Source organism: Methylobacterium frigidaeris (genome assembly GCF_022179185.1).
In the GTDB taxonomy this organism is placed as follows: Bacteria; Pseudomonadota; Alphaproteobacteria; order Rhizobiales; family Beijerinckiaceae; genus Methylobacterium; species Methylobacterium frigidaeris.
In genome coordinates this window covers 1-26166 of the sequence record NZ_BPQJ01000070.1, presented here as the reverse complement: position 1 = coordinate 26166, position 26166 = coordinate 1, and the positions used below count along the sequence as shown (strand labels likewise).

34 protein-coding genes are annotated in these 26166 nt (G+C 63.4%); 16 read left to right on the top strand and 18 right to left on the bottom strand.

Annotated features, from left to right (window positions below; translation table 11 throughout):
* Positions 1 to 153: 153 nt before the first annotated feature.
* Entirely contained in the window at positions 154 to 696 is a 543-nt protein-coding gene (locus tag MFF64_RS34250) for a hypothetical protein (protein WP_238193581.1), read from the bottom strand.
* Between the two features lie 1227 nt (positions 697 to 1923).
* On the opposite strand from MFF64_RS34250, the gene MFF64_RS34245 reads away from it, so the two are divergent.
* From MFF64_RS34245 to MFF64_RS34235, 3 genes are read left to right on the top strand one after another with little or no spacing between them, the layout of a single operon-like run.
* Complete coding sequence (locus tag MFF64_RS34245; RefSeq protein WP_207768148.1) at positions 1924 to 2535, top strand: HNH endonuclease; 612 nt, start codon at positions 1924 to 1926, stop codon at positions 2533 to 2535.
* Positions 2536 to 2594: 59 nt separating this feature from the next.
* Positions 2595 to 2960 carry a hypothetical protein gene (locus tag MFF64_RS34240; protein ID WP_099904285.1) on the top strand — a complete coding sequence of 122 codons (366 nt, stop codon included), beginning with the start codon at positions 2595 to 2597 and terminating at the stop codon, positions 2958 to 2960.
* Complete coding sequence (locus MFF64_RS34235) at positions 2957 to 3145, top strand: hypothetical protein (RefSeq protein WP_099904283.1); 189 nt, start codon at positions 2957 to 2959, stop codon at positions 3143 to 3145. The genes MFF64_RS34240 and MFF64_RS34235 overlap by 4 nt, the downstream gene beginning before the upstream one ends.
* Before the next feature lie 16 nt (positions 3146 to 3161).
* Here the strand turns inward: MFF64_RS34235 and MFF64_RS34230 are convergent, their stop codons facing one another.
* The 8 genes from MFF64_RS34230 to MFF64_RS34195 all read right to left on the bottom strand — a co-directional run bounded on the left by MFF64_RS34230 (position 3162) and on the right by MFF64_RS34195 (position 7658).
* On the bottom strand, positions 3162 to 3563 hold the full coding sequence (locus MFF64_RS34230; protein ID WP_133123559.1) for a hypothetical protein: 402 nt from the start codon (positions 3561 to 3563) through the stop codon (positions 3162 to 3164).
* A 420-nt stretch (positions 3564 to 3983) separates the two neighbouring features.
* Complete coding sequence (locus tag MFF64_RS34225; protein ID WP_099904281.1) at positions 3984 to 4166, bottom strand: hypothetical protein; 183 nt, start codon at positions 4164 to 4166, stop codon at positions 3984 to 3986.
* Entirely contained in the window at positions 4166 to 4459 is a 294-nt protein-coding gene (locus MFF64_RS34220; protein ID WP_099904279.1) for a hypothetical protein, read from the bottom strand. Before MFF64_RS34220 ends, MFF64_RS34225 begins: the two co-directional genes overlap by 1 nt.
* Before the next feature lie 3 nt (positions 4460 to 4462).
* Positions 4463 to 5227, bottom strand: a complete 765-nt coding sequence (locus MFF64_RS34215) for a hypothetical protein (RefSeq protein WP_099904277.1) — start codon at positions 5225 to 5227, stop codon at positions 4463 to 4465.
* 68 nt (positions 5228 to 5295) lie between these two features.
* Complete coding sequence (locus MFF64_RS34210) at positions 5296 to 6132, bottom strand: hypothetical protein (protein ID WP_238193580.1); 837 nt, start codon at positions 6130 to 6132, stop codon at positions 5296 to 5298.
* A gap of 62 nt (positions 6133 to 6194) precedes the next feature.
* A complete protein-coding gene (locus MFF64_RS34205) occupies positions 6195 to 6485 on the bottom strand; it encodes a hypothetical protein (protein WP_238193579.1) in 291 nt (96 codons plus the stop codon).
* 10 nt (positions 6486 to 6495) lie between these two features.
* Complete coding sequence (locus tag MFF64_RS34200; RefSeq protein ID WP_238193578.1) at positions 6496 to 7290, bottom strand: hypothetical protein; 795 nt, start codon at positions 7288 to 7290, stop codon at positions 6496 to 6498.
* A 71-nt stretch (positions 7291 to 7361) separates the two neighbouring features.
* Positions 7362 to 7658: a hypothetical protein gene (locus tag MFF64_RS34195; protein WP_099901924.1), complete on the bottom strand. Its 297-nt coding sequence runs from the start codon at positions 7656 to 7658 to the stop codon at positions 7362 to 7364.
* Between the two features lie 343 nt (positions 7659 to 8001).
* Between MFF64_RS34195 and MFF64_RS34185 the strand changes: the two genes are divergently transcribed.
* A complete protein-coding gene (locus MFF64_RS34185) occupies positions 8002 to 9192 on the top strand; it encodes a hypothetical protein (protein ID WP_099901920.1) in 1191 nt (396 codons plus the stop codon).
* 616 nt (positions 9193 to 9808) lie between these two features.
* Here MFF64_RS34185 and MFF64_RS34180 read toward each other — a convergent pair.
* The gene (locus MFF64_RS34180) at positions 9809 to 10081 is read right to left on the bottom strand and encodes a ribbon-helix-helix domain-containing protein (protein WP_099901173.1); all 273 of its coding nucleotides are present in this window, start codon (positions 10079 to 10081) and stop codon (positions 9809 to 9811) included.
* Positions 10082 to 10085: 4 nt separating this feature from the next.
* A complete protein-coding gene (locus MFF64_RS34175; RefSeq protein ID WP_099901171.1) occupies positions 10086 to 10721 on the bottom strand; it encodes an AAA family ATPase in 636 nt (211 codons plus the stop codon).
* 318 nt (positions 10722 to 11039) lie between these two features.
* On the opposite strand from MFF64_RS34175, the gene MFF64_RS34170 reads away from it, so the two are divergent.
* The 3 genes from MFF64_RS34170 to MFF64_RS34160 are packed head-to-tail and all read left to right on the top strand — an operon-like array spanning position 11040 to position 13658.
* The gene (locus MFF64_RS34170) at positions 11040 to 11465 is read left to right on the top strand and encodes a hypothetical protein (RefSeq protein ID WP_238193577.1); all 426 of its coding nucleotides are present in this window, start codon (positions 11040 to 11042) and stop codon (positions 11463 to 11465) included.
* 4 nt (positions 11466 to 11469) lie between these two features.
* Positions 11470 to 12540, top strand: a complete 1071-nt coding sequence (locus MFF64_RS34165; RefSeq protein WP_238193576.1) for a site-specific integrase — start codon at positions 11470 to 11472, stop codon at positions 12538 to 12540.
* Positions 12537 to 13658, top strand: a complete 1122-nt coding sequence (locus MFF64_RS34160) for an aminotransferase class V-fold PLP-dependent enzyme (RefSeq protein WP_273557199.1) — start codon at positions 12537 to 12539, stop codon at positions 13656 to 13658. The genes MFF64_RS34165 and MFF64_RS34160 overlap by 4 nt, the downstream gene beginning before the upstream one ends.
* Positions 13659 to 13736: 78 nt before the next feature.
* On the opposite strand, the gene MFF64_RS34155 is transcribed toward MFF64_RS34160, so the two are convergent.
* On the bottom strand, positions 13737 to 14453 hold the full coding sequence (locus MFF64_RS34155) for a thermonuclease family protein (protein ID WP_238193574.1): 717 nt from the start codon (positions 14451 to 14453) through the stop codon (positions 13737 to 13739).
* A gap of 277 nt (positions 14454 to 14730) precedes the next feature.
* Entirely contained in the window at positions 14731 to 15183 is a 453-nt protein-coding gene (locus MFF64_RS34150) for a hypothetical protein (RefSeq protein ID WP_238193573.1), read from the bottom strand.
* A 945-nt stretch (positions 15184 to 16128) separates the two neighbouring features.
* On the opposite strand from MFF64_RS34150, the gene MFF64_RS34145 reads away from it, so the two are divergent.
* Together MFF64_RS34145 and MFF64_RS34140 are read left to right on the top strand one after the other, a co-directional pair.
* Positions 16129 to 17208 carry a TadE/TadG family type IV pilus assembly protein gene (locus tag MFF64_RS34145; protein WP_238193572.1) on the top strand — a complete coding sequence of 360 codons (1080 nt, stop codon included), beginning with the start codon at positions 16129 to 16131 and terminating at the stop codon, positions 17206 to 17208.
* Positions 17209 to 17337: 129 nt separating this feature from the next.
* Complete coding sequence (locus tag MFF64_RS34140) at positions 17338 to 18579, top strand: pilus assembly protein TadG-related protein (protein ID WP_099902359.1); 1242 nt, start codon at positions 17338 to 17340, stop codon at positions 18577 to 18579.
* A 56-nt stretch (positions 18580 to 18635) separates the two neighbouring features.
* Here MFF64_RS34140 and MFF64_RS34135 read toward each other — a convergent pair whose 3' ends face one another.
* Complete coding sequence (locus tag MFF64_RS34135; protein WP_099902360.1) at positions 18636 to 18902, bottom strand: hypothetical protein; 267 nt, start codon at positions 18900 to 18902, stop codon at positions 18636 to 18638.
* Positions 18899 to 19315: a DUF5681 domain-containing protein gene (locus MFF64_RS34130; RefSeq protein WP_099902362.1), complete on the bottom strand. Its 417-nt coding sequence runs from the start codon at positions 19313 to 19315 to the stop codon at positions 18899 to 18901. The genes MFF64_RS34135 and MFF64_RS34130 overlap by 4 nt, the downstream gene beginning before the upstream one ends.
* 249 nt (positions 19316 to 19564) lie before the next feature.
* On the opposite strand from MFF64_RS34130, the gene MFF64_RS34125 reads away from it, so the two are divergent.
* The 4 genes from MFF64_RS34125 to MFF64_RS34110 all read left to right on the top strand — a co-directional run bounded on the left by MFF64_RS34125 (position 19565) and on the right by MFF64_RS34110 (position 22576).
* Positions 19565 to 19738 carry a hypothetical protein gene (locus MFF64_RS34125; protein WP_238193571.1) on the top strand — a complete coding sequence of 58 codons (174 nt, stop codon included), beginning with the start codon at positions 19565 to 19567 and terminating at the stop codon, positions 19736 to 19738.
* A gap of 155 nt (positions 19739 to 19893) precedes the next feature.
* The gene (locus MFF64_RS34120; protein WP_238193570.1) at positions 19894 to 20934 is read left to right on the top strand and encodes a GAF domain-containing protein; all 1041 of its coding nucleotides are present in this window, start codon (positions 19894 to 19896) and stop codon (positions 20932 to 20934) included.
* 167 nt (positions 20935 to 21101) lie between these two features.
* On the top strand, positions 21102 to 21791 hold the full coding sequence (locus MFF64_RS34115) for a winged helix-turn-helix domain-containing protein (RefSeq protein WP_238193569.1): 690 nt from the start codon (positions 21102 to 21104) through the stop codon (positions 21789 to 21791).
* 524 nt (positions 21792 to 22315) lie between these two features.
* Positions 22316 to 22576, top strand: a complete 261-nt coding sequence (locus tag MFF64_RS34110; RefSeq protein WP_099901243.1) for a hypothetical protein — start codon at positions 22316 to 22318, stop codon at positions 22574 to 22576.
* A gap of 605 nt (positions 22577 to 23181) precedes the next feature.
* On the opposite strand, the gene MFF64_RS34105 is transcribed toward MFF64_RS34110, so the two are convergent.
* Entirely contained in the window at positions 23182 to 23271 is a 90-nt protein-coding gene (locus MFF64_RS34105; RefSeq protein WP_238193582.1) for a BA14K family protein, read from the bottom strand.
* Positions 23272 to 23432: 161 nt separating this feature from the next.
* On the bottom strand, positions 23433 to 23762 hold the full coding sequence (locus tag MFF64_RS34100) for a hypothetical protein (protein WP_238193568.1): 330 nt from the start codon (positions 23760 to 23762) through the stop codon (positions 23433 to 23435).
* Positions 23763 to 24440: 678 nt separating this feature from the next.
* On the opposite strand from MFF64_RS34100, the gene MFF64_RS34095 reads away from it, so the two are divergent.
* The 3 genes from MFF64_RS34095 (at position 24441) to MFF64_RS34085 (ending at position 25463) form a co-directional block, all read left to right on the top strand.
* Positions 24441 to 24689, top strand: coding sequence for a hypothetical protein (locus MFF64_RS34095; RefSeq protein ID WP_133123182.1), 249 nt, complete (start codon positions 24441 to 24443; stop codon positions 24687 to 24689).
* Between the two features lie 86 nt (positions 24690 to 24775).
* On the top strand, positions 24776 to 24982 hold the full coding sequence (locus MFF64_RS34090; RefSeq protein WP_238193567.1) for a hypothetical protein: 207 nt from the start codon (positions 24776 to 24778) through the stop codon (positions 24980 to 24982).
* A gap of 337 nt (positions 24983 to 25319) precedes the next feature.
* Positions 25320 to 25463, top strand: coding sequence for a hypothetical protein (locus MFF64_RS34085; RefSeq protein ID WP_238193566.1), 144 nt, complete (start codon positions 25320 to 25322; stop codon positions 25461 to 25463).
* A gap of 70 nt (positions 25464 to 25533) precedes the next feature.
* Here MFF64_RS34085 and MFF64_RS34080 read toward each other — a convergent pair whose 3' ends face one another.
* Positions 25534 to 26034 carry a helix-turn-helix domain-containing protein gene (locus MFF64_RS34080; protein ID WP_238193565.1) on the bottom strand — a complete coding sequence of 167 codons (501 nt, stop codon included), beginning with the start codon at positions 26032 to 26034 and terminating at the stop codon, positions 25534 to 25536.
* Positions 26035 to 26166 lie beyond the last annotated feature (132 nt).

The window sequence follows — 26166 nt, the reverse complement described above, 5'->3', positions numbered from 1 at the left end:
AACGCCGACACTGCACTAACTTTGAACTTGGACCACCTCGTGGGGGCCGATCAGGGCTGGCATCCTGCCTTTCGGGGCGTTGCGGCTCCGTAAGGAATGACGGAAACAAGCAGCGTCAGCCCGGCTTCCGAGGAGCGGTCAGGCTGGCGCGCTTTAGGCAGGCCATGCGGGCAAGCCCATAAGAATGGCAGAAAAGTTGTATGCAAGGAGCGCAAGCGCGAATAGAGCCCCTGCCGCCGTTACGAACAATGTTATGGCCCAGAAAATCATAAATCTAGCTAATATGATCGAATTCGAATTATCCAGCTCTTGAATGATTTTTATCTTACTAGCCGCAGTGGTTTCTGCTTTTAGTGCTGCGGCCCTGCTGGAGACATATTTAGTGACGATTGTCATTTTTATTACTTCGAAGAAGATAAATACGGCTAGCGACAATAATAAGGATAAGGCAATGCATACATTTGCCCTGGGCGTTAGTTGTAGCCTTGTGAAGCTCCATATTGTAAACGCGCCGGCGTATCCGGCAACAAGTATGATGTTGTTGTACGCAGCTGATTTGTCCAGCGTCTTAGAGCTTATCTCGCTCAGAGCTTTTATTTGTTTTTCCTCAAGCTGGTCCTGTGACTGCTTTTGCAAATAAGAGATCACTTCTGGCAGTCCAGACGAAAGGGGCGGAGGCTCTAGCTTGTCTGACATGAAAAACTCGCAAGTTTAGTATCGATCGTCGGCTTTGAGCGCTCAATAAACCGCATAAGCTCACCGATATGCAAGACGCTCAGTGTCCGCGCTAGTCGTTGGCCTGCCTGCGACCCTGCCCCTCGGCAGAGCTTTGCGACGGCTCCGTAGCCATGTTGGTCATAAGCCGATGCCTCGGCGCAGCCTCTCAATCGCAGCCTCAAGGGGGGAGTCTCCTCGCTCCTCGCCCATAATCACACGGCTTCCGCCTAGGTTTTGCTTTTGGGCGAGTTGGGTTGATGGCATGGCCCGGGGAGCTACGACGTTGGCCGCTGGCGCCCGTTGGGGCTCGGGACGCGGGATTGGGCGTCGGGCGGGTGCTGAGGCTCCACGAGCCGCCTGAGCCCGCGCATTCGCTGCCGTAAAAGCTACGGCGTACTCCTCGGCGAACCGGAACAGCAGCGGCCTCCTGTGCAGGCCTTCGGCCGTGCGCTGGTACCGCTTGCCCGGATCGGGCTCGTATCGGGCGACGAAGCCGATCTCCTCCAGGACCGCGAGCGCGCCGCGGATCCGAGCTTCCGACAACCCCAGATCCTCCCGGCCGGCGATCGCCCGCCTATCAACTGGGAAGCTGTACAGGAGCCGCCTGGGAGCGCTCCAGAACCGCCCGAGCCACGTCGCCAGGGCGAGGCAGGCAGCAGCATTCTTCCGGCCGCTCAGGGCCGTCTCAAGCCTGTCCGCGACGGAGCGCGGTAGGCGGTAGACACACGTCATCGTTCGGCCCTCTCGGGCCGCGGTTCAGCATTCGGCGCCGCCGGTCGGGCGGTCCGTCACAGGCAAGCCGAGCCCGTCTCCGAAAGCGTGGCTTTCAGATTGACTCGCACAGCGATTTCGGGGGATGATCCAGCTATTGCGGACTGGATTGGCCCCCTCGGGGCTTCAGACCCCTGGCGGCCCTGGCAGGCTTCCGGGGGTCTCGCTTTTTCAGGTGGCTGCTGTCGCGGCGGTGATCCTGGTGGCGACTCGCGGGATGCGGGACGCCTTAATCATCCATTCGGCACGAAGCGGGACCGTTCGTCAAACTGTGTCCAAGAACCATCGGATGAGCCCGGCTATGGCGGCGGGCGTGTCGGATCGGCTTGGGAGTATGGAAGACGCGGCGGCGCTGGTGGACGCAACTGCGCCGAAGCCAGGGAAGCGCGGAGCATACAAACACAAAGGCAGAGCAACCTTCCGCAATGAAGTGAAGTGGTGGTGAAGAAAATGGGAACAAACACTTTACGCGAATTTGCTTATGCTGCCTTTAGTTTTTGCAAAGACGTCAATCCAAAGGGTGTCGATCGTACAGTATGGAACCAGTGGGCGGTGCCGCGAGAAATTGTAACAACTTATGGGCTTCAGCCCGGGCATAAATTGCTTGTAACAATTTTAGTAGAAAATGTCATAATCGATTGCGGGCAGTGTAATTTTGGTGTGAGTAATTTCTTTTATATTGGACAGGAAAACGAAAGAAAACTCAAGGACGCAATATCAGAAACTCAATGTGAAGTCATTGATTTTTGTATAGAAATACGAGCAAAAGAAAAGACTCCCTCAAAAACAAAGAGCAACAAGCCAAATAAAAGGCTTGTAATTACTGTGGTTTTTGATCGCAGCCAGGCCGTGATTGCGTCCGTTTTAAAGAGGGCGGACGGGACATGCGAAAATTGTCGGCTGCCCGCGCCTTTTACTCGTCGCACAAATGGCGAGCCATACCTTGAGGTGCACCATAAGGTCCCCTTAGCAGAAAACGGCGACGACACCGTCGAAAATGCGCAGGCTCTGTGCCCAAATTGCCACCGACGCGCTCATCACGGATAAATTCAAACTGAGACACTACCCAGGGGTTGCGCCGCACGGCGCGCGGGATAGGCCGGCGCATGAACGCGCTATCGCCTACCGTCCTCTCCTGGTCCCGCGGCTTCGCCAGCCTCTCCCCGGGCGTCGTTCCCTGTCGCGGCCTGCGCGACGCAGAATGGCGCGAGACGCACCGGCTCTGCTGCGAGTTCATCGACCGCTGGGGCGTCCAGGCTGATGCGATGGGCTGGGACACGCTGCGGCTATTCGGCGTCTCGCCTACTCTCGGCACGATCCGGGGCGATTTCTGCGGGGTCCTCGTGACGCTCTCGGTGGACGTTCACGAAGTCACGGCCGAGTGGATCAAGCTGGGGCGGTGGACGGCCTACAGGCACCGCCCCGCAAAAATGCCGGGGCAGGTCGCGATCTGGGAGGCCGCTAAGCCGTGACCCACCCGCCCGCCGATCCGCAGCCCCTCGACGTGATTGCCCGCGAGCTGCACGAGCACAGCCGGCAGCGGAACGCCTGGTGGCCGGCATGGGAGGATCTGGACATGACCGATCCGTTCGAGGCGGGGCTTATCCGAACGGCCTATGATCGTGCGCGTGATTTCGTAGAGATGAACAGCCAATAAAAAACGTGAGGGAGGGTCAATTAGACACCTGAAAGAACGTAGCGCCGATCACTGCCGCTAAGACTGCAAGGGATACAACCATTGCAAAAATGCGATCCCTGAATGGCTTTGTTCGTGATATTATAAATGAATATACCAGACCGTAAGTTACCGCCCCTCCTATTGCCTCCGCTATCAGAGCCGCCCAAAAAATAGATGCAAGATTTCTAGCGGGGTACGCAGATAGATAGTACGCAAACAAAAATATAAATGCAAAATACGAGAGAAATATAACTCCGGCCCACCATGGGCTGTTTCCGCCGCGGATCTCGATCTTATCGGCGCGCCATATCCAGGCGAACAAGAAGAGATTTAGCACCGTCGCGGCGGCGATCGGGCCAAGGAGGGAGCCGACAGGAACGGTGGTGATGGGCTGCATTCCCTAAATCAGGGCGTGCGAAGGGCTTCCGTCAAGCTTGTCAGGGCCAGAAACAGCGAGCCCCGCCGGCCGGGTGGCCTGACGGGGCTGGTGGGCCGATACGCAACGAGGCCCATGCGCAGAATGATGGGTAACGGTTAGCGCTCCCTCAAGGGCGGCGGCCGAAGATCGCGCGAACCTGCGCTACCTCTGGCGGCTCCTCACACCGCAGGATCTCAGCGGCCTCTGCGTGGCACGACAGCCAACGATCGGCGAAGTAGAGGAGCCGACCGCCAGCCCGATCAAAACCGACACGAGATGCCCGAAGGCTGGCGCGCTCCATGCGCCGGAGCAGGTAGCGGGTCCGCAGGCGGAGCCAGACAAGCCGGGCGATCTGGCGAGCGGAAAGCCGGGGCTCGCCGGCCGGGATGGCAGTCGGCATCAGAGCCCCACGAGCCAGAGGACGAGGAGGCCGGCGGCGGTGATTACGTTGCCCTTGCCGGCTTCGTGACCCGCCTTGGCGAGGATGCGGCGCTGAATGGCGCGCAGCCTCATCAGGCCGAACGCAACGCCGCGGGGCTGACCGAGAGCGAGGGACAGGCGGGCGGTGGTGGCGAGCTTCATCACAAGGTCTCCCGGGTGGCGGTCTCAAGGTCGAGGTCGGATCCGCGCAGCCACACGATCTGCGAGGCGTGGCCCTCAGGGGCGCCAAGGGACGGCTCGTCGTCGCCGCCGTCCTCGAGGTCCGGATTGCTGTCGGCGCGGTCCAAGATGCCGATGAGGCGCTGAGCGGTCTCAAGCGCCGCCTCAATGGCCCGCTCGATGTGCTCGCGGATCTCAGGCGGCAGGGTGGCGCCGGCGGGGGCGGGGGCGGGGGCTCCGGACTGTCGGGCCGGGAAGGTGACCACGTTTGACATTAGTCAGGCTCCAGTCGCCGTGCGGTCGCCGGAGAGGGCGAGCAGCTCCGCCGCAATGGCGTAGGGCATGGCGTCCTCGTAATCGGTCGGGATGCGCCGATCGGCCGGGCTCAGGGGCTCGCCCTTGCACACCGTCGAGGCGATCCGGGCCTTGAGGGCGAAGTCTGCGAGCGAGCGGGCCGGGGTCTGGTGGATGCGTTCCAGCACCTCGTCACGGTGGTCCAAGGCGGCCTCCCAGGCAGCCAACCGAGGCGGGATGCCGGCCGCTTGCTTGGCGGCCTCAACCTCGGCTTGCCAGGCGTCCCAGGCGGCCACGATCCCATCGCCGCGCGCCTGTGCCATTGGATCCGGCACCCAATCACCGAAACCGTGCGCCCTCTTCATGTGCCGGCGCCCGCGTAACTCCTCGACCTGTACGAGCCCGTAGTGCAGCGGCTTGAGGCTCCGGTCGGCGAGTTGCATCACGTCCGGGCGCGGGATGCTGTGCAGCATCCAATCCCGGCGCTGGGGCTCCAGAGCCTTCGGCCGGTCGGGCTCCTCGAAGGGCGCTTGGACTTCGCCAAGGGCGGCATCCGCCTCGCTTAGGGCTGCGTTCGCTGCCTGAAACTCGGCCTCAAGCGCAGCCAGAACCGGGTTGGCGGCGCCGAGGGGCGAGGGTTCGCGGCGGATCACCCGGGCGGCGGCGGCCTTAAGGATGGCCGCGCGCTGGCGGAGAGGCTGGCTGCTGCCATCACGGCGGAAGGGATTGCGCAGGTTTAGAGAGGGCACTGGCGTGCTCCGGTGTGGACGGGGAGTCGGGGAAAGGTTCAGGAAGGTGTGCTGTAGACCGGCGCGACTTAGGCGCCCCAGGCCTGCGTGATCTCTCGCATCAGCCCTTGGTCCCTGATGCGGTCTTCGCAGTTGAGTTCATGCTGAAGGCGCACGAGCAACGACCAATCACGGTCGTGCTTGGTCTGCGGGGTCCGGCGCGCCATCTCCTCGACAATCCGATCCACGATGAAGCCGGCGCGCTCTTCCTCGAAACTCGCCTGTTCACCTGCCTTGGTCAGGTGGATGCATCCGCGGCCGGGGTCTCTCGCCGCACTGCTGTAGGGCCGCATCACCGCACCCTCCCAGCCGTGCTTGGCGACCTGGAATGCCTCGTACAGGTTGGCGAGCTGCCCCACGTCGAGGGCTTTAAGGTCGACCTTCTCGGCTGCCAGTCTGGCCGGGTTGGCGCCATCGCGCTTGGCTTGGCCTTCGGCGAAGGCCTGCTCGAACCGGAAGGCGAGGATATGCAGAGCATCAAGCCGCAACTCGCGCCGCAGCCGAGCATCCAAGGCTTCGCAGCCGGCAGCGTCGAGGTCGCCGCACTCAGCGTTGAACCGGCGACCGTGCTCGTTTCGAGCAATCGAGTAGAGCCGCGCCGCCATGAAGGCCACCCCCTCGGCAAAGGGCTTCGTGTGGAGGGCGCCGGAGGCGTCGGCGAAGGTCATCAGGCCGGGCGTGGCATCATCGACGTGGACCCGCACGGGCGCAGCTGTCTCAGCCTCCGCAGGCTCGGGAGCGCTGGCGGGCGGGGCCTTCCGGCGGATGACCTTCGCGGCCGAGCCCTTGAGGGCGGTGTAGCGCTCGCGCAGGGACGGGCGAGGCACATCGGGGTTGCGGCGGGGGAGTTTCAGGGCGAGCTTCATAGCTAGACGTCCTTTTGGCTTGATAGCAAGACGGCCAGACGGCGGCCGAGAATGGGGCAGGGTCAGAGGTGCGAGGCGAGGCCGATCAGGCTCATGCCGCCCCCGATCAGGACGACGGCGGCCAGCAGGTCGCCGGAAGCGTTCAGGAAGCGCAGGGCGCGGACATGTGGGGTGTCCGGCCGGACGGCGAAGGCGCCGTGGATGGCGTCCCAGTCCTCGACTTCGTGGGGCTCCTCCACCCCCGGAGGCGGGGCAGGCTCGCGGCGCTGGTAGGCCCGAGAAGAGAAGTAGCTGCGCGCCTCGGGCGACTGAGGGACGACGGGCGGCACGGTGCGGCGGGGAGCGGAAGCCATGGCTCGAGCCTCACGCGGTGCGGGCGACGGCAGCGGCGAACCGCTCGAACAGCCAGGCGCCGAAGGCGTGCTTGTCGAAATCCTGCGCCACCGTGGCGAGGTAGGCGGTGAGGGTGCGAACCTCTTCGGCATCGGCCGGGGTGAGCACCAGCAGGGCGTTGAGGGCGGCAACCTCCTCGTCGCCGGCACGATCGGCGAGGGCGAGCATCAGCGCCTCGTCGGGGGCGCTGTCTTCCTCGGCCCGCACATAGTCACGCACGGCCTGCGTCGCGGCGAGGTTGGCGCTGCGGTGGGCCTCGATGGCGGCCAGCAGCGGGCTCGGGCCGCGGGGTGCCGGGAGCGCGATCACGGCCGGGGGCGAAGCCTCGGGGACGAACATCACGAGTTCGGCGAGGCGGGCCTTGAGCTGCGCGCCGAGATGGCAGCCGCCGAGCCCGGCCGTCAGCAGGTTGTCGGCCTCCTCGGCGACGTACCAGCGAAGATGCGCGATTAGGGCGTGCGCGCCGGCCCGGGAGGCGCAGGCGGTGCCGAGGAGGGCCTGCGCGGCCTCGTACTCGGCTTCCTCAGCCTCGGATGCCTCTTCGTTAGGAGCGATCTGGAAGGCGGCCCAGGCCCGGCGGTGGGCGCGGATAGCCGACAGGATCGGGTCGGCGTCGGCGATCGGCGCCGGCAGGGCGAGGATGGGCGCGGCAGCGGGGGCCGGAGCAGTCTTCGCCACCGGGGCGGCGAGGCGGGTCGCGGCGCCGGCCACGATGGCGCGGCGGGACGGCAGGACGGTCAGAAGGGCAAGCGTCATCGAGACCATGAGCGGGGCTCCGGGTTGGAAGTCGTCGGGTTGTGGTGGGGGTGTGGTCCGGGGCGCCGCCCCGGAGCGGATCAGTGCGCCGCGGCGGCGCGGGCGGCCTTGGCGATCTGCCAAGTGGCCTTGAGGGTGACAGACATAGCCTCGCCCCAGGCGCAGCCGGTGCGGGCTTGGTGGACGCGGGCAGCGGCGACAGCGGCGGCCATGATGGCGCCGCGGTCGTACTCGCCACCGACGACGAGGGGGCGGCGCTTGGCGGAGGTCGCGGCGATGAGGCCGCGGGCAGCGAGGAGGCCCGCCGGGCGCTGGGTACGGGCCGTGGCGATTTCCTTCATCGCGATCGACCAGTTGAGGGAGCGGGTGGCGGCCATCGCTAGAACCCCTTGCGTGTCGGCTGGAAACCCTGCGGTGTGTGTGGTATACATACGGGTGTCGGTGTGTGCCGTCAACCCCCTTGTGTGTGTGAGAAACACGAATGCTCGTCACCGGGAACCAGCTGAAGGCAGCCCGAGCCCTGTTAGGTGTTGAACAAGCAGACCTTGCCTCTAGGGCAGAGCTTCACGTGAACACGATCAGGAAAATGGAAGCGAAGGGACCGGGGGAGATTACTAGCGGCGCGGATGTAGTTCGCCGCGTGCAATCAGCCCTTGAGGCGGCAGGCGTCGAGTTCCTGAACCACGGGAGGCCCGGGGTTCGCCTGCGGGAGCCGCAAGCTTGAGCGACGCGGGCGACTTCTTCGCGGTCGATTGGCGGTGCGTCGATATCGCTGCGCGACTGCCCGGCGGGAACCTGGCGGCGCCTGCCTACCTCGTCCTCGCTCGCTACACCTCGGGCAAAGATCACAGCACGACACAGGCGGGCGCAACCGCGATCGTCAAAGCTCTTGGTTTGACCTGGGGCCGTGCTGATCTCGCGCTCAAGACCCTGGAAAACGCCGGTCTCATCACGGCCCCGTCCAAGGGGACGACGCGGAAGCTCCTAAGCTGGGGCGACTATCAGGCGGCCAAGGTGCCCCTCACGGATCGGCAAACGGCGGTCCTGGCCCGCGTCAGGCGCAAGCGGGAGCCAATCACCGCGTCGAGCGATCCCGACTATCAGGTCGCCTATGCGCTGGTGCAGAAGATGCTTTTGCAGCACGTCGAGGGCGGCAAGGGTAAGGCGCGGTTTGTGTCGCTGCCCCGTGAGTTCGTGTGGCTGCCGAACAGCCTCGTGGATGGCTTCCGGGCGGGCGACGCGCCGCTGTCGAGGCTGCGGCAGATCGGCGACGGGCGGGCCGCTATGGTGCTGATGCGGGTCTATCAGCACGCCAACCTTCCAGAGGACGGCGGCTTGCCGCGCGCGGCGGTCCGAACGCCGTTCAAGCGGCTTGAGGCCGCGCGCTGGCAGGGCTTCAGCGTATGGGCCTTCGACCGCGGCAACTCATGGGCGGGCCATGATCCGCTGATGCGGCCCTTCATCGGGCAGGCGAAGGGGGAGCAGTTCAACACGCTGGCGGGCGAGTTCTGGGCGGCTTGGCACGCCCTCTCGGAGGCGCGGCTTGTCGAAAGTGTCGGGTACGTCTTTGACGGCGAGGAGGAGGGGTCACAACCGATCCATCCGTTCAGCCCGTGGAACGGTACCGACGAAGAGCGAATGGTCACTCGTGAAGCTCTGATGGCTGCCAGCCGCATGGTGACCGAGAGCCAGCTTCAGCGCGTGGCGAGTGAATTCGGGAACAGCAACCTGTACGTCTGCCCTGTTCAGGCTCACGTCCTCAACGCGCAACTCGTCGGCATCTGGCGTCCGGTTTATCGACCGAACACCGCGAAGACGCGGGCGTGGGTCGCCGGCTTCCTCCACCAATGCGAGGGACACGCCGCGGTTTTTGGATCCCTGGCACAAACTGCAAGCCGATCAACGGCTTAGCCTTTGGCATCAATGATGTAACAACGATAGCTCAACGATCATTCAATGATCCCTCAAGGATTGTTCAAAGAAACCCCGTCACACGCTCGCTTCGCTCGCGGCGCGCGAGGCGCCGATTTCCAGAGGGTCAGCCCATGACGCCCATCGAGCATTACTGGCCTCCGGAGTTGCTGGCCGCGGTTCTCCCAGAGAGGTACGGGCACCTGATGCCGTCCAAGGCTGCCGAGGGGGTGCCCGCCAGGGGTCGCGAGCCCTCTAGGCAAGCCCCTGAGGCCCTGGAAGGCGGGTGCCGGCTCTACCGCCTACCCTTCCGCTTCAGGGTGATCCGGCCGACGCCTCCCGACGCGGCGTGACGGACGTTCGGCGCACGATCCGTTCTTGTCCCGGTTTCTGCGCAGGGGGATAGAGGCATCTGCAGGCGACCCCTGCGCAGGAGGTGTCCCGCGGCTGTCCCGGCCGTGTCCCGCGGGTGCTCGGGCAAGGGAGGGCCATCACGGCCCCTCCCCACCGCCCGAAGGTATCCCCATGACGGGGATACCCTTGTCTCCGACGCACTCAAGCCGGCAAGCTATCAAGCCGTCGTGCCGTCTAGGCGCCTTGCGGGCGTGCCGTCGAGCTAGGTGCGTCCATACCTGCGGAGCACGTCGCGGATAGCTTCCTCGGCGAGCGCCTGGGCTGTCGTGTCGTTGTCGAGCGCGATTTGCCGGAGCGCCTTCCTCTCGGCCGTCGTCATGCGCACGATGATCTGAACACGCCCGTCCGATCCCTTGGCCTTGGCGCCATCGGGAGCAGCCTCGGCGGCTTCGGTCGGCGCTGCCGGTTCCGCACCCTGCACCTTGCGGGACAGCCGGTCCGACAGGCTGGTGAGCTTCGGTCGTTCGTTCGCCATGTCCCTACCTCTGAAGCCAGCCCTGCACCTCGCGCCACAGCGCCAGCATCTCGGCTGCCGCCCGGCCCTCGGGCTCGTACTCGTTCACAGTCTGCCCGCCGATCACGGCGTGGCTCATTGCGACCCGTTGCGAGACCACGGCCTCGGCAACGGTTGCGCCCATCTTCGTTAGGGTCTCTCGCGCCTCCGCCACGATCGCGGGCTCGGACGATCCAGTGCGGGGCGGCGCGTGGTTGATGACGGCGAGCGGCTTCTTGCCGACGCGCTGCGCCAGGTCGAGCGTCGTCGCAACTGCCGCGAGGTCGAACGGCCCCGGCCGTGTCGGCACGAGCACGAGGTCGGCGGACCGCATCGCTTCCGAGATTGAGTTCTCGGCATGGGGCGGCGTGTCGATGATAGCGAAGGCGACGCCTTCACCTTGGGCCGCTGGCAGGATCGTCGCCAGCTCGCGTGCCTCGCACTCGACGAGGGCCGGTGTTTCGGTGGCTCGAAGCTGCCACCACCAGGCAAGGGACCGCTGCGGGTCCGTATCGAACAAGAGCACGGGCTTGCTGCCCTCGGCCGCGATGACGCTCAGGTGCGTCGCGAGCGTGGTCTTGCCCACCCCGCCCTTGCGGGCCGCTATCGTGATGGTTCGCACGGAAGCCGTCTCGCTAGGTGGAAGTCAGGACGCCGAGCATTCGGGACGGCTGGTTAACACGGCGTCTCCGCATCTCGCCACCTCGACGGCTCGGAGCCTCGACGTCTTGATATCAAGCCGGTCAGGCGTCGTGCAGGCTTGATGCTTTGGCTTCAATCCGGCTGGATAAGTCAATGGCTTGATAGCAAGCCGGCTTGCCGTTTCGACGGCAGACATATAACTTTCGATAAACGGCATTCTCGAAAGTTTCAGTCAGGCGCGATCGCAGGGTCGGTGATGAAACAAAGCCCAGGCTATCATTCATCCGCGGGTGCCGGTGTGGTAGGATCCCGCCGCCTTGCCGGGGAGTTGCCGGCGCGCTCCCCCGATCCGGGGACCGGGCGCGCTGGCGCTTCGGCCTCGAGCCCCGCCGGCCTGTTCCGCGAGATGCCGGAAGCCGCCTGGCTCCTCGTCGAGGCGATCACCGCCAAGGCGCCGCCCAAGCCTGACTTCGGCTCGGCCTGCAACGGCTGCGGCTTCTGCTGCGCGGCCGAGCCCTGTGGCGTGGCTCGCCAGTTCGTCCCGGGCGCGATGGACGGCGCCCCTTGCCCCGCGATGGAGTTCGAGCACGGGCGGTTCTGGTGTGGGATGGTTCGCCGGCCGGGGCACTACCTCGGCCTGCCCGCCTGGGGTGACGAGGAGATGGGCGCGATGATCGGGGAAGCGCTCGGGGCCGGGAAAGGATGCTGCGCCGATGTCGGATAATCCGATGCCGGATCAGCTGCCCGCCCTGCCGGCGCCGGCTGCAAACGAAATCTTTTCGCCTGCTGAACCCCCCGGAAATCCCGAAGGGTTGCCCGTCGAACCAATTTGCACGCCCGCCGTGCAAACTCCCGCGGGCCTCCCCGCCGAAGCCGCCAGCCTCGTCGAGGCCTACCAGCGCGCCAGTAAGGCCGATGCGACCGTGCGGGCCTACAGGGGCGACGCCGCCGCGTTCGAGGCATGGTGCAGCCGCTATGGCTTCCGGTCACTGCCGGCGAGCCCTGAGGCTGTGGCAGGCTTCCTGGTAGCCGAGGCGGAGGCGGGCCGAGCTGCCTCGACGATCGGCAGGCGTCTCGCGGCCATCAAGTACGCGCACAAGCTCGCCCGGCTGCCAGACCCGACCGAAGACGAGGCGGTGCGCGCCACCCTGAAGGGCATCCGCCGCAAGGTTGGCACTGCGCCGGATCAGAAGGCGGCAGCTACCGCCGAGGTGCTGGCCGCCATGCTGATGCGCACGCCCGACACGCTCACGGGCAAGCGGGATAGAGCTCTACTCGCCCTTGGGTTCGCCGGCGCCTTCCGCCGATCGGAGCTTGTCGCCCTCGACGTGGAAGACCTGCGCGAGGATCCCGAAGGCCTACGCGTGCGCGTGCGTCGGTCGAAGGTGGACCAGGAAGGAGCGGGGCTCGAGAAGGCCATTCCTGCGGGTCGGTTCATCCGGCCGGTTGCCCTGCTGCGCGACTGGCTCGATGCGGCGGGGATCATCGAAGGGCCGGTCTTCCGGCCGGTATCCAGATCCGGACGGGTGCGAGCAGTCGCCAACTTGGCGAACCCTCCCCGCCTGACCTGCCAAGCCGTCGCCGACATCGTGAAGCGGTACGCCACCGCGGCTGGGCTCGATGCCTCGACGTTCGGGGCGCACTCGCTGAGGGCTGGCTACATCACAACCGCAGCTGAGCGCGGTGCGGACCTGGCTCGCATCATGGATCAGTCCGGGCACCGGGATACCCGGACCGTGGTCGGGTACATCCGCCGGGCGAACGCCTTCAAGGGGCATTCGGGAGACGGGTTTCTATGATCGCAGCTGCTGAACTGCTTCAATGCCAGAGGCACCTATTCGAGATACCAGCTGACGTCAGCTACCTTGACGCAGCAGCTTGGTCGCCGTTGCCCCGCATGGTTCGCAGGGCCGGCGAGACCGGCATATTGGCTAAGAGTCAGCCCTGGGCGCACCCACGAGAAGCGATCGCCGCCTGGGCGGAGCGGGCGCGCGGCGCCGCAGCCAGGTTGGTCGGCGCCGGCACGGACGATGTCGCGATCGTCGGCTCGGTAAGCCATGCAATGGCAACCGCGGGGGCTAATCTCGCGCTCGCGCCGGGCGGGCGCGTGCTGCGGGTCGCGGATGAGTTTCCATCGCTGTGCCTCGCTTTCGACCGGCTGGCTGCCGAGAGGGGGCTCGTCGTCGAGGAAGTCGCTCGCCCCTCCGACAGCGATTGGACAGAGGCCCTCCTGGCAGCGATTGGTCGTCCCGACGCACCGCCACTGGCGCTCGCTACTCTGACCCCGCTGCATTGGACCGATGGCACGCTGATCGATCTCGACCGACTGGCACCCGCGGTCCATGCCACGGGCGCCGCGCTTGTCATCGACGCGACCCAAGCGGTCGGCGCAGTGCCGGTAGACGTGATGCGGTGGAGGCCAGATTTCCTTGCCTTTCCAACCTACAAATGGGCGCTTGGTCCCTACGGCCTCGCCTTCCTCTACGCTGCGCCGCACAGACAGGGCGGCAGGGCAATTGAGGAGCACATCGGAAACCGTCCGCCCGTGGTTGGCGCGCGGCGCTACGACCGGGGCGAGTTGAACGACCCGGTGCTGCTTCCCATGGCGGCGACCGGTTTGGAGTTGATCGCCGGCTGGGATGTGTCGGCGGTGACCGCCCGCCTGCGCGGACTAACTGATCAACTCGCCGACGGCGTCCAAGCCTTGGGGCTCCAGGTTGCGCCGCGGGCGCGGCGCGCACCCCACATCCTAGGAGTCCGCGCCACGGGCGGCCTACCGCACGGGTTTATCGGACGCTTGCGGGACCAGCGTATCTTCGCGAGCGAACGGTCGGGGGCCTTGCGCTTGAGCCCCCATGTTTACGTCGTCGAGGACGACCTGTCGCTTTGCCTGGATGCAATAGGATCACTGCTTTAGTGACACTCACTCCTCGCGTGCGCGAACGCCTTCAAGGGGGGCACTCGGGGAGCGGGTTCCTGTAGTGCCAGAGCAGGATCAACCGCGCGGCGCCCGCCAACCTGCCGCCCTCGCCTCGTCCTCAGAGCAGAACATGCGTTCTCCTGCATTCGGGTTGATCGCCGTGCGCTCGTAATCGCGCGAGCCGGGCATGTGGTAGATCCGGTCGCCCTTGGCGTTGATGTTGCCCTTGATCTGGCAGCCGGCGGCGCTCGCTGCAGGCGTAGCCGGTTCAGGCGCACGGGGCGCCGAAGTCGCTGCCTCACCACTCTCCCGCTTGGCTTTGCGCCAGTCCCACGGCGGCGTGAACGTCCCGGCCCAGATGCCGCGCTTCGCTGCTCGGGCGGCGTCCTCCTGAGGCACGTAGACAGTGCTGAACTGCCGGTAGGCGAGCGCGTGACCCTCGCCAACCATCCATCCATTCAGGTCGATCCCGGTGGCCGTACAGACCGCCACGATCCGGCCGTAGCGATCCTGGTCCTTGGACTCGCACGTCACCGTGGCGGCCCCGATCTTGTCCGAGAGGGCGAGCGCCGCCTTCTGGCCGCAGCGGTAGTCCTTGCCGCCTGCATCCTGGCAGAGCTGCGCGCCCTCCGGGGCGTCAATGCCGAAGAGCCGGATGCGGTAGCCACGGATCACTAGGGTGTCGCCGTCTGTCACCGAGGCACGCCCAACGATCGGGTCTGCGGCGAGGGCATTGCCGCCGACGACGACGGCGAGGCTCGCGGCTGCGATGATCGGGATGGTACGGCGCATGGTTCCTCCTGCTTGTCGCCTGGAGGGGGCCGGCTGCTGGCCGGCCGCTGCCTGGCCCATGTCATTCCGCCGTGACGGCAAGGTTCCGGCAATACCTCTTTCCGCTTATTCACCGCAATTCTTAGCCTGCGGTTCAAGGATGGCTCCTATTCTGCTCTCATGATCTCAGGGCTGGGAGGCAGAACCCGAGACAGCCAGGCAATGACCTGGGCGACAGCGCACCACGACACGGGAGATGGCCCCGTCCAGCCGGCAGTGCCCGGCGACGGGGTCTTCTTCATTGGGGCTGGCTGCCGCGGACCGCCGAATAGGGTCCCTGGAACAGGTCGCCCATGGCCTTGCGCCGGAACAGGGTGCGCCAGCGCCGGCGCTGATGCTCGTCGTGGTCGTGCAGCATGTGGCAGCGCTGGCAGAACGCCGCCAGGTTGGCGTCCTCGTTGTTGGCCGTGTCGTGGTCGCGGTGGGCGGTGGCCAGCACCACCTTCGTGACACGGACACGGGCGAACAGGTCCTCGTCGCGTAGCCGCTGCCGGAGCCGGCGGCCCTGACCATCACGCCAGCCCGAGATCTCGGCATCCCACCACCGACCGTCGCCGAGGTGGAAGACGCGCTGCAGGTGAGGCCGGGCACATTTCTCGCATCGGCCCCGCGCCCGGCGGAAGCGGATGGCGTCGGAGAGCTGGGGCCAGTCGATGGGGTAGAAGAAGCGGTGCTCCGGCCGGATCGGCATCCCTGCTCCCCCGAGTCGGCGGGCTTGCTGCGGAGGGAGCCTATCAGGTTCTACGGTCAAGCCTACCTTGCTGGCGTGACTGCGCAGGCCGGGGTAACGCGGTGAGGCGCATGGTACGGACTATGCTGAGCGAGGGGGCGAGTGTGTCGAATAGCACCCGAGACATGCCGACAGTCGAAAGACGGCACACCGGATCCGGTAGGTCCTGCCGGGGTAGAAGCTAGTCTGATCCAATGAGCAGCATGAAAGTAGGGCTCGACAAGTTTGCAGATAAAGGCTGGGAGACGAGCATCCGAGTTCGACAGGAGCGAGCCAAGCAGCAGGCCGTGGATCTTGCTCCGATTATTAATGAGATCCGGGCTGAAGGTGCGACGACGTTGCAGGCGATTGCTGATGGGCTGAGTGCTCGCGGCCTCACCGCATCGCGCGGAGGCCGGTGGACCCCAACGGCTGTGAAGCGCGTACTCTCTCGGACTCACTGAGTAGCGGCGGGCCGGGGCGTTCCCTCCGAAGAGACCCAGCCCGCCGGCCTCGCTGAAGGGCGACCGGAACAGCAAGGCATCTGCACTTAGCAGCGAAGCCGCACGACGGCACAGACATTCGTTAGTTGCGACCCAACGTAGAGCGCCTCCTGGGATGGAGGATGACCACGCTTTCGAACACGAGATAGACACTAGCCAGCGCAATAGCGACGCCAACCGGGATCGGTTTCAACGCCCGAGGCGACAGAGGATGTACACGCCCACTCTCGTTCTTTCACCTCTTAGAGCCGACACTATCAGTCACATTTGTATATCAAAAAATAACTTTGCGGCAAATAAATTGTTTCACTGGGGCAAGAACGCATCCGAAATATTGTTTTTTGTTTTTGAGCAAGTTGGTAGAAAATTAAATAATAAGGCGTATCTAATTTTTATTGTACTTTTTTGACAACTGATATCGCAAATGCCGAACGCATGCCGATCTTTCAAGGGCGACGAGGGCGGCGCCGTCGTGCTCATATTCGCCGTCCTGCTCGTTCCGGTGGTCGGCTTCCTTGGCGCTGCCGTGGACTACGGTGTCGCGTTACGAGTTCGCACAATCGAGCAAGTTATTAGTGACCGGACCGCACTCCTCGTTGCGGATGCCGATACCGTCGCGGCAGCGAGCGCGAGCTTCAGTCTCGGGCAAAACGAACTCAGCAAAAGACTGGGTACTAAGGTAGGTCAGGACAATACAAATATAATTGGATCGTGGCTAGACGGATCGACTTATAAATTAACAATATCAACCAAATTATCAACAATGTTTATACATTTATTACCAAATATGAGCAATCAAATGATTGTTTCTGTTTCAACAAAAGTTGTTCGCGTCGCTCCTGTCTATGAGACTAAACCTCCGACTTCTTCTCTATTATCACCTGAAGCAGCCGATTACAACCGTATCTATTTTTATTGCTATTCATCCGATCCTGAGCGTCAGAAGGAAGCGGATGCTGGAAGACGAGGGCTTACCCCGATCGCTGACAATGCCACAAATCCCACGGACTATTCATCACAGACATCGCCGACCTGCACGAAGAACGAGGCTCCTAGCTATATGCTGCGGAATGTCAGGAACGCCCGTGCTTATCCAAATAGATGGGATGACAAAAAACAAGAGGTTTATGAATATTATACAGACACTGTTATCGATACGGGTTTGCGTATTCAAACGATGAAGATGAAGGGCTACAAGATTGTAGATGGATCTACCAAAATATACATAGATATGACAAAAGATCAGATACTAGAAACAATCGTATGCAAAGATCTAAGCGAATGCAAAACAAAAAAGGACGGTGGCATACTCTCTAACAGCAATGAAAAGCATGAGCCTGTCACTACTAAAGATAGTTGCGAAGAAGGAAAATACATGTATTATGGATGGGAAGATAGACCACCATCTGGAGGGAGCGATAAGGACTACGACGACATTCGACTCGTTGTGTCCTGTCCTAAAATCGTAAAAATATCAGACAAAAAGATCAGAATTATAGAATAGTTCAACGTGCGTCCGTTTCAGATGCAGCCAATCGCAAATTCACTCTGCTGCTCTGGTGCTGGTGTCGCCCGCGATGGCGCGCCACGTGTCCTTGCATCGGGCGCACTGGCCTAAGTGGTCCGTTAGAATATGATGAATTTCATCTCGGGCTTCGCCGATCGCCGCAACCGCTTCCTGCGGTGCCAGCAGGGCACAGTCTTCGTCCTGTTCGGCTTGCTGTTGCCGGTCGTGGGAATGGCAGCTGTCGGCGTCGCCGAGATCGCGGAGGTGATGCTGGCGAGATCGAAGCTCCAGAACAACGCCGATGCGGCAGCACTTCAGGGAGCCGGCGAGTTCGGTATCGATCAGTCCGCCGCCACGACGGAGCGGACCCGGCTCTACGCCGACACCATGGCTGGGCCCCTACGCCTGCGCTGGAAGATCGTCTCGACCGCCTCGATTGATCCTGCGACCCGTGCGGTCACTGTGCAGCAGAAGGCGAGTCGCGCCTCGTTCTTCGGCAGCCTGCTACCACCGGGCGGCTGGAACCTCTCGGCCAGCGCGACAGCGATCCGCACCGCGCGCAAGCCGCTCTGCGTGCTTGGAGCCCAGGCCGGCAGCTTGGCCAGCATCGAGTTGCAGGGCAGGTCGGCGATCACGGCGAATGACTGCCTAGTCCAGAGCAACGCCAACCTGACGGCGGTTGGGTCTGCCACCGTGTGGGCTGGCGAGGCGCGCGCCGTCGGCAGCGCCTCCGGCTCAATCCGCCCCAATCCGGTGACGGACGCGCCAGCGGTGCAGGACCCCTTCGCGGCAATGAAGATCAACGTGCCGCTTCTCTGCGACTCGCTCTCCCTTAGCCTTGGGAGCGGCACCTTCTACCTCAATCCCGGCGTGCATTGCGGCGCCATCGCGCTCCTCGGGAACGCGAACCTCGTGCTGGCGCCGGGTGAGCACTACTTCGTCGGTCCCAGCTTCAGCGTCGGCGGCAACACGACGATCAGCGGTAACGACGTCGTGGTAATCCTCAAGGGGTTGATGACGGCGCAGATCACCGGCAGCGCCGTGCTGCAGCTCGAAGGCCGCAAGAGCGGACCCTATGCCGGCTTCGTGCTGATCTCCGACCCCAGCTACGCCGGCGAGATCGAGATCTCGACCAGCAACGCCCGCAAGCTCCTCGGCACGGTCTACCTACCGAACGCGGACCTGACCGTGAAAGGCAACAACAACAAGGTCGCCGACCAGTCGCCCTGGACGGTCGTGGTCGCCCGGACGGTCCGCATGGAAGGCAGTGCCAACCTTACCATCAACTCCAACTATGCCGGATCGAACGTGCCGGTGCCGGTCGGCGTCGGGCCGCCGCGGGACCAACCCGTGCGGCTGTCGCAGTGATTGGCTACTCTGCGGGCCGAAAGGCAACTTACAAACCCGAGAGGTCCTTCACGCGGTCAAGCACCGGCTGGATACTGACGCGCAATCACATCCCGGATCATCGGCAAGCCCTCCTCAAGGGTGTCGGCCATCTCTGCGTATCCGGGATCGTTCGTACCCCGGAAATGCGCGATGGCATCCATGACGCTGCTATGGCCGGCAATCATCCGACGAAGGTTGTCGAGGATGCGTTGGTCTAGCTCGTCGTCGGTGAGGTGGCGCAGGTTGCTCATGTCGGCGTCCTTTTCCAGTCTGCGAAGGCGGCTCTCAAGGGTGCGGTTCATTTCTTCAGACCCTCCAGGGCGTCGAGGCGGGCTTGAACGTCCGTCACCTCGATTGCCCGCACGTGGGCGTCCACCAGCTTGCCAAGCTCGGCAGCCTCAGAGGGTGTAAGCTCGCCGGAGGCAACGGCGGTGAGGAGCGCCCCGGTTGCCTTCGTCAGGTCGGCGGTGGTCTCGATCGGCGGCAGGGCGAACGGCACAGGCCGGTCCTTGCGGACAGGCATCAGGCGGTCGAGGCACAAGCGTAGCGCGACCGTGTCGCCATCCTGGGCAAGTTCGATCGCCTTGCGGGTCAGGCCCTCAGCCTCGCCTGCCAGGAGGGCTTCCATGGCGAGAGTCGTCTTATGGCGAGCGCCCTTCGGTCGGCCCTTCGGATTGCCGCTCTGGCCTCTGACGAACGCTCCTGGCTTCGACACCACCAACTCCTGATCCTGGTACTACAGGCTTATAACAGGTCTGAACGATCAGAAGTGTCCTGATATCGTAGCAGATCAGGAAGCCTCCACATCGCAGAAACGGACGGCACCTCCTTGCGGCCCGACGAACCTACGTGCGCGATCACACCTGCATTTTACCACGCAACACGGCACGCAACACAGAGGTAATGGCTCAGCCTTACACGCCCCTCCGTCGACGGTCGTTCAAGACTGCAAGGGGATAGTACGATGCTGAACATCATCCGGATCTTCGCTGCCGCCGCGATCCTGACTGGATGGAGCCATGTGGCCCCTGCCGTGTCGGGGTACATCGCATCGAACGAACAATCGTCTCAGGCGGCGGATGCTGCACCTGATGCCGAGAACTGCTGCCCTCTGCGGGCCTGGCCGTACATCGGCTGAGGCTGATTGCCGATCGGATCACCCATGATGCTCGCGTCCACCATCCTCGCAGGGTTCGCCCTTCTATTGGCCTGCAACATCGCTGTCCTGCTGGCCGTAAGCCACTAAAGATCGCGCCGGCATTAAAAATTATTCTTAGAAAGCGTGCTGCTCATATGACTCATAACTTCCAGATCGGCAACAAAAAAAACGAAGAAGCAGCGCGTTTGAATGCTTTATCGAGCTATAACATTCTCGATACTCCGCCAGAGCCAGCCTTCGATGACATCGCCATGTTAGCCAGTCAGGCATGTGATACTCCAATTGCTCTTGTCAGTTTACTTGACGCAGACCGTCAATGGTTCAAGGCTCGTGTAGGACTCGATGCTTGTGAGACACCGCTCAATCAATCTGTCTGTGTCCATGCCTTGAAGCAGCGCAATACTTTAGTAATTCCGGACCTCCTCCACGATGAACGCACGAGTCATAGTCCGCTTGTGACAGCCGATCCATATCTTCGGTTTTACGCAGGTGCGCGACTTGAGAACCCTAATGGCGTCGCTCTCGGAACCTTGTGCGTGGTCGACAAGCTGCCCCGACCAGAAGGTCTTTCAGAGGCGCAGGCAAATGCACTCAAAGCCCTTGCTGGGCAGGTGGTAGCGCAACTCGAACTCCGACGCGCTATCATGGAGCGCGATCGCGCGCTTAAAGCATATCATCAAGCTCAGCAGCAAATGCGCGCTGATGCTGTTCGCTGTGCTGCGCTGATCCGGGCACAGCAGGCTGTTTCTATGAGCCTAGGCGGGATCAAGCCGAATATATCGTCTATTCTCCGCGACTGTCTCGCCGCTGTGCCACGCGCTGATGGTGCCGCTCTTATCACACGCGAGGACAAGAAACTTACCTACGATGCGGCTATCGGCTCTGCTGCGAGTCAGGCGAGTGCGCCCAAATGGTCCGCGGTTCCCTTTGCCGATTTATGCATGAGAACAGGGCAACCATTCTTTTCTTCTGACATTTTTTGCGATCAACGTGCTGATCCCGCAACGGTGAAGCTTAGCAGCCACCGATCGCTTATCATAGCGCCAATCTTGCGCAATGGTACGAATGTGAGCTGTCTGGAATTATGCGCACGGCTTCCAGGCATTTTCACTGATGATGATATTTTAACTGCGCGTCTTTTCGCGGGCGTTTTAGGCGGTATCAGAATGGAATAAGAAGCCACCTCGTCTAAATGTAAATCGACAGGACGAAGATTTATTTCTCTGTCCTTGTGATTGCCACTCAAACAGCAAAATATGACTCGTACAAATCCTTGTGAACGACAGTGACATCGAATATATCACACATATTTGTTGTGGACGACGAAGTCGGCGCCTGTGCCATGGTAGGCGACTACCTGCGGATGCACGGTTTCGAGGTCAGCCTGTGCGATGGCGGCCGCGCGTTGCGGCAGCGCCTCGCCGAGGTCACGCCCGACTTGATCGTCCTCGATCTCAACATGCCGGAGGAGGACGGGCTCTCGATTGTGCGCGATCTCAAGAGCCGCTCGACGATCCCCATCATCATGCTCACCGCCACCGCGAGCCCGATCGACCGGGTGGTCGGTCTCGAGCTCGGGGCGGACGACTACCTGCCCAAGCCCTGCGAGCTGCGTGAGCTCGTGGCCCGCATCCGCTCGGTGCTGCGCCGTGCGGCGCAGGCGCGTGGCGCCCCGGCCGAACCGGCTCCTCAAGCGACCCAGCCCGAGGCCAGGCAGGAGAACGGCGTCCGCTTCGGCCGGATGGTCGTCGATACCGAGACCCTGCGCCTGCGCGACGAGGCCGGCACCGAGCAGATCCTGACCCGCTCCGAATACGCCCTGCTCAAGGCCTTCCTCGACAACCCCAAGCGCGTGCTGACCCGGGAGCGCCTGCTCGACCTCGCGGATGCCCGCAACCCCGAGGCGTTCGACCGGGCCATCGACGTTCGGATCAACCGCATCCGCAAGAAGGTCGAGCCCGACCCGACCAACCCGCGCTTCATCAAGACCGTCAGGGGCGTGGGCTACGTGTTTCGGCCCGACGGCGACTAACCAGAACGCGCGAGTCCGAGCATGCCGATTTGCGTGGACGTCAAGCGACAAGGCCAGTGCGCAACCGCGGTGCCGCCGGCCCCTTGGTTTGTTCTCGCTGTCACCAGATATGTCCGTTCTTGGCTCGGGACCATCGCAGCCGGCCGGAGAGCCCGGGGTACGGCCGATGCATGACATGGGTTAATACCAACTAAGCGGCGGTGGGCCACCGAATGAGAGTGGCCGGATCGAGGAAGCCAATAGGTCTGGGTCGATCCGCGAAAGCCGCTGCTACAACCGCAAACACCCGGCAGGGGGGCCACAGAGATCAAAGGCAGCCACCTTCAGCGATCAGAGTGTCCAATCCACCCCGAGGGGACATTCCGGTGGCCAAGCTACAGGCTCAAGACCCTTCTCCCACTGGATCCCTCTTCGCGCATGACATCGTAGCGAGAGAGAACAAAGGCCTCCTTTGCCAGATCATCCCAAAGTAAATTGTCGTAACATACCTTTTCAGAGCTGGCTTTTTGCGTTAGGACTACCGCATGGCGTGCCGAGTGACGTATCAAATCTTTGACATGCCGGATGGGCGATTTTCCGTCACGGTGACCATTGAGCCGGACAAGACGATGGTCCGTACCGGCTTCGCGACCCAGGCTGAAGCTGATGCATGGGTCGAGGATTTGCGGGACATCATGGCAGCTCTCGGGGCACCCGTTGCCCTCGCTTTCCCCGACTACCCTGGATCGCTGCCTCTGAACGAGATGCTGACATTCATCCGAAAGGCACCCACCGAAACCGATTGATCACCATCGGTTCGCGTGGACGGCCCTGATACTCACAGTTCACGGCTCGTAAGTGTTGCCGGCATGCGCCATCCGCCTTCTACCCACACCAGATATGCTCGTTTTCGGCCCGGGACCATCGCAGCTGGCCGGAGCACTCGGAGCATTGGATCTCGCCTTTATCGCCCGGCTCAGCGGAAATTGCCCTCAGAGCCTCCAGGACGGTGTTTCTCGGCTCGGGCAGGTTCCGGACCGAAAAGCGTTAGAAAACGCTCCCAGGGCCGCCGCTGCGGATTTTTGGCGCATTCTCGGCGCATTGGGGCGGGCACGTATGGTAGAGGTTCGGCGACATGGCCAACGCAGGCAACGCCAGTGGTGGTCCAGGCCTAGATGGCGGTCAGCCGATCAAAGGTGAGCGCGGCTCCATCCGCAAGCGGGTCCCTCAACCGGATCTGCCCGTGAGCCCAGGCGATCCACTCAACAATCGTTCGGCCGCCGGCCTAATGGTCGTTCAGCGACCCACATTATCTGGGCACGGCCGGTTCTTCGCGCCTGCAGCTCTCACGACAAAGCCCAGCAAGCCGGTCTCGGCCGCTGGGCTTCAGGCATCACGTAATCAGGGAAGCTTACGGGCAGTGATGCCTCTTCCCATCGTTGCCGAGGTAAGTGCCGGTGGCCCGGTCATACGACCGGAAGCGTTGGGTGCAGTAGCTCACCTGATCGGCATCGGATGTGACCTCGGCCGCAGCAGGCTCGTAGCCCTCGTCGAACCCGCCGTATCCGGCCGGAGCATAACCGCCGGCATAGTACCCATCGTCGTAGCCGCCGTATCCATAGCCAAGGCCGCCAGCAGCCAGGCCAAGTCCGAGACCCACGCCTAGCCCGGCAGCTCCGTACCCGTAACCTCGGCCCCGATGGAAGCCGCCTCGATTGCCGGCGAACCCGCGTCCGCTAAAGCCGCCAACGGCAGGACGGACGCCACCAGCTGCGATGGTACCAGCTCCGCGTTGACCACCGACAGCAAGCCCAGAGCCGCCAGCAGCGCCACGGAAGCCACCCAGGCCTCCGCCGCCGCGGAAGCCACCCGCCGCCAGTCCTGATCCACCGCGGAAGCCGCCGCCCACACCTCCGATGCGCGCGCCGCCGAAGCCGCTGCCACCGGCGCCGAACCCGCCGCCCCGGAACCCGCCTCCACCGGGACGTGCATCGGCCGCCACTGGGAGCAGAGCAACCGCGGCAGCGACGGTCATGGCAGTGAGAAGAACGCGTTTCATGCAATTTGTCCGTGGTGAGAGAAACCTCTCAGGCTCAGTGAACTTCCCCCGAGGGCTTTCGGTCCGTACTCGCGACAATTCTGTCCATCAGGAGAAGCCGCGCCGACCGGCGTAGCTTGAGTGCAGGATCATATCTGACCCTTTTCACGCAATGCGCCACGCAACACAGGTGCAATGGTTAAGCTCTACACGCCCCGCATCGACGGTCGCTCAAAGCCGCAAGGGGGATAGGACGATGCTGCCCATCATTCGGATCATTGTTGCTGGGGCCATCCTGAGCGGGTGGACCTATCTTGGACCCGCCAAGGCGGCTCACACCGTTCCGGTCGAGCAGTCAGGCCAAACGGTCAACGCTGCACCGGCTGCCGAGAGTTGCTGCCCTCTGCGTGCCTGGCCGTACATCGGCTGAGGCTACCCCCTGATAGGACCGGCTATGATGCTCGCGTCCACCATCCTCGCCGGGTTCACCCTGCTGCTCGCCAGCAACATCGCTCTCCCGCTGGCGTGAGCCGCTAAGGGGCTCACGCGCCACTGCCGATCGGGGCATGTGCCAACACGCTCCCGACCCTGGATCACTTCTCATGCGTTGCCTCGCACTAGAGGACCACCGCATGACCGATCTTCAGCACGAAAGAACCGAACTTGCACACGCTGATCGGCATATCGCTGATGCAGACAGGCGTGTTGGTAGGCTCATCGAACGCATCATGGAGAATAAAGCTAAAGGGTGGGACACCACGGAAGCCGAAAGATTGCTCCATCTGATGCATGAGATCCTAGACCAGTGGCACGCACACCGGCGGATCATCCTAGTTGCCATTGAACGGGGTGGCCGCCCGGGTTGGAACCCAACCAGCTGAGCACGCGGGAGTCCACTCGCCAACCCGCAGCAGTCCACATCGCTTTGGCTATGGTGTGACCGCGTGGAGCCTGGCATAGCGCAACCATGGCCAACAAAGTCCCCCATCCCTACTCCATCGAGGTCTCACCACTGCCCAAGCCGGAGGGGCACTTCCAATGGGCGATCCGCCGGAGCGGCAAGTTGATTGAGCGGTCCGACCGGCCCCACCGCAGCGAGGCCAAGGCCTTCGAGAGCGCCATGGAGGCTGTCGAGCGAGCCATGAAGCCGGGAGCCGATGGCGGTCGTCGCTGAGCGCGCAGCCAGCCGGCGCACTCTGAGGACTCGATCTCGCCCTCGTCACCCAGGAGCACGGAAATTGCCCTCAAAGCCTCGCTGACGGCGTTTTGGGGCTCGGGCAGGGCCTCGAACCGGAAAGCCTGCGAAAACGCCTCCAGGGCCTCCCCTGCGGATCTCGGGCATATCCCCTGCTCGATGGGCGGCATTGCCGACTGCGGGTGGGCGAGCCTGATCCGATGCCTAGATACCCCCTCCCTGTCTATCGGAGGATGGAATGGCCGGAAAAGCTCGTAGACGCCCCTCGTGGAGGCGGAACCGCTCGGGCCTCCCCACGCCCCAGGGCGCGAAGTTCATGACCATCGAGCAGCGCCTGAACAGCGGGCAGGAGGGCGGTCTGCTGTCCCGGGCCGGTGATGTCGCAACCAGCGCGCTGAAACGGGTGGCGAAGACGGTGAAGCGGACAAGCAAGGCCGTGACCCAAGCCGTCTCTGGCTGAACTTGATCTGTGGCGCACGCGGGGCGGAGATCAGAGCCGCCTCGCCCTAGTCACGGTGCTGGCGGCGGCGTCATTCGTCCTTGGAGTCTCCCCGCGATGCCGGCATGGCGTCGATGAACGCTTCCAAGTCGACGCGGCGGATGAGGCGGATGCGGCTGACCTTGCGAGCGGCCAAGCTTCCTTCCCTGATCCACATCCATACCGTCGTCTGGCTGACGCCCATGATCTCGGCGACCTCCTCCACTCGGTAGGTAAGCCGCTCAGGTGCCAGCGCCGGTCCCGGCTCAGGCAGCGTCCTTGTCTGCGGCTGCGGCGACGACTGTGGCACCTGGGGCGCCGCTGCCCGCTCAACCATGACCGGCGGCAAGGCCTGCACCGCCGCCCTGACCTCAAGCTCGATCAGCCGGCGGATCGCGTGCTCGGGGATCATCGCTTTCAAGCTGGCCGTGACGTTCTCGACGACGCGAGCCACGGCGGCATCAACGACCTGCTGCCGCGTATCCGGAGGCGCCGGCTTGCCCGATGACTGAGCCAGCCGGGCGTCCGATCCGCTGTTGCTCACCCGTCTCATGCTGCCCATCCGGCGGAGGTTGCGATGCCGCGAATGGTGCGCTCGCCGGTCAGGAGTCGGGTAGGCGTTCCACCCCGTTGGTCAGCCCCCATCGGAGTGGTCCGCCCTGAAGTATGGCTTTGAGCCGACGGA